We start from the raw sequence: 6,323 nt of genomic DNA, 5'->3' as shown, positions 1-6,323 counted from the left end.
GTGTGGGGGTGATGGCGTGCCTTTTGAAGAATGAGCCTGCGAGTTAGTGCTCAGTGGCAAGGTTAACCCGTGTGGGGTAGCCGTAGCGAAAGCGAGTCTGAATAGGGCGTTTGAGTCGCTGGGTCTAGACCCGAAGCGGAGTGATCTACCCATGGCCAGGGTGAAGCAGAGGTAAGACTTTGTGGAGGCCCGAACCCACTTCAGTTGAAAATGGAGGGGATGAGTTGTGGGTAGGGGTGAAAGGCCAATCAAACTCCGTGATAGCTGGTTCTCCCCGAAATGCATTTAGGTGCAGCGTTGCGTGTTTCTTACTGGAGGTAGAGCTACTGGATGGCCGATGGGCCCTACTAGGTTACTGACGTCAGCCAAACTCCGAATGCCAGTAAGTGAGAGCGTGGCAGTGAGACTGCGGGGGATAAGCTTCGTAGTCGAGAGGGAAACAGCCCAGATCGCCGGCTAAGGCCCCTAAGCGTGTACTAAGTGGAAAAGGATGTGGGATCGCTGAGACAACCAGGAGGTTGGCTTAGAAGCAGCCACCCTTGAAAGAGTGCGTAATAGCTCACTGGTCAAGTGATTCTGCGCCGACAATTTAGCGGGGCTCAAGTACACCGCCGAAGCCGCGGCACTCACATATTACATCGGCTTGTTCCTGCGGGAGCTTGTCTAGTGGTGTGGGTGGGTAGGGGAGCGTCCTGCATCCATGGAAGCAGCGGAGTGATCTAGCTGTGGAGGGTGTGGGAGTGAGAATGCAGGCATGAGTAGCGAAAGACAAGTGAGAAACTTGTCCGCCGGATGACCAAGGGTTCCTGGGCCAGGTTAATCCGCCCAGGGTGAGTCGGGACCTAAGGCGAGGCCGACAGGCGTAGTCGATGGACAACGGGTTGATATTCCCGTACCCGTGTATCCGCGCCCAATGATGAATCATCTGTACTAACCATCCAAAAGTCTTCTTTGATTTCTTCGGATTTCTCTGGGGATGGCTGCATGGGACCTTGGGTGTAGTAGTCAAGCGATGGGGTGACGCAGGAAGGTAGCTGGGCCAACTGATGGAATAGTTGGTGTAAGCCTGTAGGGAAAGGCATAGGCAAATCCGTGTCTTATATATCCTGAGAGGTGATGCGTAGCCGTTGAGGCGAATTCAGTGATCCTATGCTGTCGAGAAAAGCCTCTAGTGAGTTGGTACACGGCCCGTACCCCAAACCGACACAGGTGGTCAGGTAGAGAATACTAAGGCGATCGAGTGAACTGTGGTTAAGGAACTCGGCAAATTACCCCCGTAACTTCGGGAGAAGGGGGACCACGATTGGTGAAGGACTTGACGTCTGGAGCTGGTGGTGGTCGCAGAGACCAGAGAGAAGCGACTGTTTACTAAAAACACAGGTCCGTGCGAAGTCGTAAGACGATGTATACGGACTGACGCCTGCCCGGTGCTGGAAGGTTAAGAGGACCGGTTAATCAACTTTGTTGGTGAAGCTGAGAATTTAAGCCCCAGTAAACGGCGGTGGTAACTATAACCATCCTAAGGTAGCGAAATTCCTTGTCGGGTAAGTTCCGACCTGCACGAATGGCGTAACGACTTCTCTGCTGTCTCAACCACAGGCTCGGCGAAATTGCAGTACGAGTAAAGATGCTCGTTACGCGCGGCAGGACGAAAAGACCCCGGGACCTTCACTATAGCTTGGTATTGGTGTTCGGTGCGGTTTGTGTAGGATAGGTGGGAGACTGTGAAGCTGGCACGCTAGTGTTGGTGGAGTCGTTGTTGAAATACCACTCTGATCGTATTGGGCTTCTAACCTCGGACCATGATCTGGTTCAGGGACAGTGCCTGGTGGGTAGTTTAACTGGGGCGGTTGCCTCCTAAAATGTAACGGAGGCGCCCAAAGGTTCCCTCAGCCTGGATGGCAATCAGGTGTTGAGTGTAAGTGCACAAGGGAGCTTGACTGTGAGACGTACATGTCGAGCAGGGACGAAAGTCGGGACTAGTGATCCGGCACCGGCAAGTGGAAGCGGTGTCGCTCAACGGATAAAAGGTACCCCGGGGATAACAGGCTGATCTTCCCCAAGAGTCCATATCGACGGGATGGTTTGGCACCTCGATGTCGGCTCGTCGCATCCTGGGGCTGGAGTAGGTCCCAAGGGTTGGGCTGTTCGCCCATTAAAGCGGCACGCGAGCTGGGTTTAGAACGTCGTGAGACAGTTCGGTCTCTATCCGCCGCGCGCGTCTAGAAACTTGAGGAAACCTGTCCCTAGTACGAGAGGACCGGGACGGACGAACCTCTGGTGTGCCAGTTGTTCCGCCAGGAGCACTGCTGGTTAGCTACGTTCGGAAGGGATAACCGCTGAAAGCATCTAAGCGGGAAGCCTGTTCCAAGATGAGGTTTCTCACCCACCTTCGGGTGGGGTAAGGCCCCCTACAGACTATGGGGTTGATAGGCCAGAACTGTAAGCACAGCAATGTGTTCAGGTGACTGGTACTAATCGGCCGAGGACTTACCAACAACACTCACCATTTTAAATGTGTGTGAGTCGAAAGTTGAAGACACACGTGATACGCGTATCCACTATGCACCTCTGAAACAACACACCAACCCGTGTGTAGACCGCGTGAGCGGTCAAAGCTGGGGTTGGTCGGACAGTTTCATAGAGTTACGGCGGCTATAGCGGTGGGGAAACGCCCGGTCCCATTCCGAACCCGGAAGCTAAGCCCACCTGCGCCGATGGTACTGCACTGTAATGGGTGTGGGAGAGTAGGTCACCGCCGAACACAATTTAAGCCAAGCCCCCGAACCAGCAATGGTTCGGGGGCTTGACTCATTTGCGGGTCTGTTTCAGGCCTTCCGTTTGCTCTTGTCTGAGCGTCTCAACGTTGGCTTATCGATCTTCCCAACCGGGTTCTTTGGGATTTCGTCGAGGAACAGTATTTCAACGGGCAACTTCACAGGCGCGAGATTGATGCGTAGATCCTCGAGGAGAGATTCCGCAGTTGATGAGCCTCCGGGTCGCAGTGAAACGTACGCGACGGGGACTTCTCCGAGGATCTCGTGGGGCCGGCCGATCACAGCGGCTTCAAAAACATCGTCGACCCGGTAAAGCTGTTCTTCTATCTCCTTCGGATAGATGTTTTCGCCGCCTCGAATCACCATGTCCTTGACGCGGTCAACGAGGCGCAAATAGCCGTCATCGTCGAATCGGCCAACATCACCGGTACGAAGCCAACCGTCGACGATTGTCTCAGCGGTAGCCTCCGGCCGATTCAGATAGCCAGCCATCACGACATCTCCAGCAATTAGCACCTCCCCGGTCTGCCCCACAGGGACATCAGTCATCGAAGCATCGACGATACGGATCCGTTGGCCAGGTAGCGGTGGTCCCACAGTCCCGGGCTTTCGGGGTCCGTCGAGGGGATTTATCGCGGATGCGGTGGTCGTCTCAGATAGCCCATAGCCTTCTACGATCGGCACGTGGAATCGCGATTCGAATCTTTCGATGAGTTCCGCAGGCATCGGAGCGGCGCCACAGATTCCAAACCGCAAAGAAGATGTATCAGGCACGACCTCCGCTGGTAACGCCGTCAGCATTGCGTAGATGGCTGGCACCGCAGAAAAGTACGTGGGTCGGTACTTTTCGACGGCGGGAAAGAATTCTTCCGTTCGAAAGCGACCGACGATGCTCGCACGACCACCAGCGCGCAAGGGACTGAGGGTGCCGAGCACTACGCCGTTGGCATGAAAGAGAGGCAGCACCAGCAGGCTGTGATCGTGTTCGGTGAAGGCGAAGTGCGTGACGAACGTAGAGGTCATGGCATCGATGTTGCCGTGGGTGATCATGACGCCCTTCGGCGTTCCCGTGGTGCCGGCGGTATAGATGAGGAGTGCAAGGTCTGCTGGCTGCACGACTACCGGCGTCGGTGCGGTGCCGTCAGCTTTCAGCAGGTCATCGCAGGCGACGGTGGTGATATCCGGGACTGGCTGGCCGGATTCGACGACGAGCACCCGGCAACCTGCGTCGTGGGCCTGAAAATCGATTTCGGGTGGTGCGAGAGCAGGGTTGATCGGCGTAACTGCGGCTCCAACTTGCCAGGCAGCGAAGATCGCTACGACGAGTTCGACTCTATTCGGCAGGAGTAGCCCCACCACATCACCAGACCCGACACCAGCCGCGTGCAGGCGGCTGGCGGCGGCGTCCACCGTCGTGGCGAAGGTGGAGTTGTTCAGTTCGAGCCTGTCGTCTGCGAGAGCTGGGGCATCGGGAGCGGCGTCGGCACGAGTGCGCGGTAGCGCGGGGATAGGCAGGCCACTCATGCGTGCACCGTCACGATCGGTGGCGCTATGAATCCGAAGGACCGCAGCACCCCTTCGAGTTCTCGGTGACCGAAGGCTTGGCAGGCCGAAGCGAGTCCGACCCGACGTGGGGCCTGTTGTAGAAGCGAGTAGGCGGCGTAGGCCTGCAGCAGACCTGTCTGCTGATAGTTGTTATTGCCGTGAATCACCACGTGCGCGCGACCGAGCGGTCCGGATGCGTGGACTGAATCGAGGGATTTGTTGATGCGCGCATTCTCTCGAGGCGGCATCGTGTTCATTACCTGCGCGGCTACCGCGTCGAGAGCGGCGTCGCGGTCTTCGGGAGTCATGTCTTTCGTGGCCTCGAGCGCATCGGCCACGATGACGGGAACACCGTTCATCAGCGCGGCGTTGAAGACGCCGCCCTGCGCCTTGCAGTTCGCGACTCGCGGATCATTCTTGAACCAGACCGGGTGCGACGTACCGCCCCAGGGGAGAGACTGCGCGAGTTCGTGCTGGCCCGGAACTACGAGCGGCACCAATCCTTGACCGGGATCGAAGGGTACGTACTGGTTTTGCTCCAAGTAGTACGCGGCGCCTCCGGCGGCGTTCACCAGAATGGTCCGAGTCGAGGCGATCGTCGGACTTCCACCCCAGAAGACGGCTATGTCGAGAGTGTCGACGCCGGGTGTCTCGAGCGCGATCTGTGCGGCGATCTCACCTGTCGTATACATCTGAGCAATGCCGGGAGCCAGGAGTAGGCCGGCGGCTGCGAAGTCGGAACTGAACTGCTCCTCGCAGTGAATGAGCCAGTCTTGTTCGCCGGTGGTGTCGGTGTAGTGCGCACCGGCGGCAAGGGCGGCCTGCACAACTGCGTCGCCGTGTTTAATGAACGGTCCGACGGTGTTGAGAACCACCGAGCTGCCGCGGAAGAGGTCGGTGAGCGCGTCGACCGAGTGCTCGACGGCGACGACCTCGTAGTCGGCGGTTTCGATACCGGGAACGTGGGAGGTCATCGATTCTTGAAGTCGGTCCTCGTCGCGCCCGGCGGCGGTGAACGAGATGTTGTAGTGGCGGAGGAATTCGCAGATGAGACGGCCGGTGTACCCGGATGCGCCGTAGACGATGACGTGCTTGCTACTCATGGGTTGCTCCTATGCAGAGTTTCGAGTGCATGGTTGCTGGTGTGTCTGGAAGGTGAAGGGATGCGCGTGGGGACTGTTACATGCCCATTCCGCCGTCGACGGGAAGGCCGACGCCGTTGACGAAGCGGGCGGCGTCGGAGGCGAGGAATGTCACGGCGTCGGCGATGTCGCGCACTTCGCCGAGGCGTCCACTGGGAGTGAGGCTGACGACGGTTTCGACAGCTTCTTCGGCAGATCCGAACAGGCCGAGTTCGGCCATGTCGGTGGCGAGGCCGGTGCCCATCTCAGTTGGTACGAGTCCGGGGTATACGCAGTTGACGCGAACCCCGTAGCCGAGCTTGCCCGCTTCCATCGCGGCGACCCTCGTCATGCGGTCGATAGCGGACTTGGTGGCGGAGTAGATGCCGATGCCGGGGAAAGCGATGGTGGCAGCGACGGAGGCGACGTTGATGATGACGCCGCCCTGGCCAGCGGCGCCGCCGGGTCGCATCGCGCGCAACCCGTGCTTGATACCGAGCGCAGTACCGAGCACATTGACATCCAGCTGGGCGCGAATTGCGGCGACCGAGATTTCGGTCATCAGTTCGCTGATCTCGACGCCAGCATTGTTGACGACGATGTCGAGCCCTCCGAGTTGGGTGCGCGCGCCGTCGATCGCGGCAGTCCAGCTGTCTTCGTCGGTGACATCCAGATGGACTGCACCGTGACCGTCGCCGAGGGACGCGGCAACAGTTGCTGCGGTGTCGGTTTGCAGATCGGCGATGACAACGGAGGCCCCCGCAGTCGCGAGTGCACGTGCCATCCCCTCCCCGAGGCCCTGCGCGCCTCCGGTCACAAGTGCGCGGTGGCCGGTCAGATCGAAAACACTCATGGAGTTCTCCTTCGGTGAGGGCTGATG

The 6,323-nt window shown here is 58.5% G+C and carries 3 protein-coding genes and 2 rRNA genes (1 of these 5 running past the window's edge); 2 read left to right on the top strand and 3 right to left on the bottom strand.

The window, feature by feature from the left end; translation table 11 throughout:
- Together AC1L34_RS09880 and rrf are read left to right on the top strand one after the other, a co-directional pair.
- Positions 1-2,498 (top strand): 23S ribosomal RNA (locus AC1L34_RS09880); it begins 640 nt to the left of the window's first position.
- Between the two features lie 149 nt (positions 2,499-2,647).
- Positions 2,648-2,764 (top strand): 5S ribosomal RNA (gene rrf / locus AC1L34_RS09875).
- A 64-nt stretch (positions 2,765-2,828) separates the two neighbouring features.
- On the opposite strand, the gene AC1L34_RS09870 is transcribed toward rrf, so the two are convergent.
- From AC1L34_RS09870 to AC1L34_RS09860, 3 genes are all read right to left on the bottom strand, one after another.
- Positions 2,829-4,301 carry a class I adenylate-forming enzyme family protein gene (locus AC1L34_RS09870; protein ID WP_424322583.1) on the bottom strand — a complete coding sequence of 491 codons (1,473 nt, stop codon included), beginning with the start codon at positions 4,299-4,301 and terminating at the stop codon, positions 2,829-2,831.
- Positions 4,298-5,425: a DUF5938 domain-containing protein gene (locus tag AC1L34_RS09865; protein ID WP_424322584.1), complete on the bottom strand. Its 1,128-nt coding sequence runs from the start codon at positions 5,423-5,425 to the stop codon at positions 4,298-4,300. The genes AC1L34_RS09870 and AC1L34_RS09865 overlap by 4 nt, the downstream gene beginning before the upstream one ends.
- A gap of 76 nt (positions 5,426-5,501) precedes the next feature.
- Positions 5,502-6,296 carry an SDR family NAD(P)-dependent oxidoreductase gene (locus tag AC1L34_RS09860; RefSeq protein ID WP_424293916.1) on the bottom strand — a complete coding sequence of 265 codons (795 nt, stop codon included), beginning with the start codon at positions 6,294-6,296 and terminating at the stop codon, positions 5,502-5,504.
- Positions 6,297-6,323 lie beyond the last annotated feature (27 nt).

The sequence above is a fragment of the Gordonia sp. 34D genome (assembly GCF_056682775.1).
This window is presented reverse-complemented; position numbering and strand designations above follow the sequence as displayed.

Coding starts and splice junctions, on each gene's coding strand:
- AC1L34_RS09870 (WP_424322583.1), bottom strand. CDS start 4,301: ATGAGTGGCCTGCCTATCCCCGCGCTACCGCGCACTCGTGCCGACGCC.
- AC1L34_RS09865 (WP_424322584.1), bottom strand. CDS start 5,425: ATGAGTAGCAAGCACGTCATCGTCTACGGCGCATCCGGGTACACCGGC.
- AC1L34_RS09860 (WP_424293916.1), bottom strand. CDS start 6,296: ATGAGTGTTTTCGATCTGACCGGCCACCGCGCACTTGTGACCGGAGGC.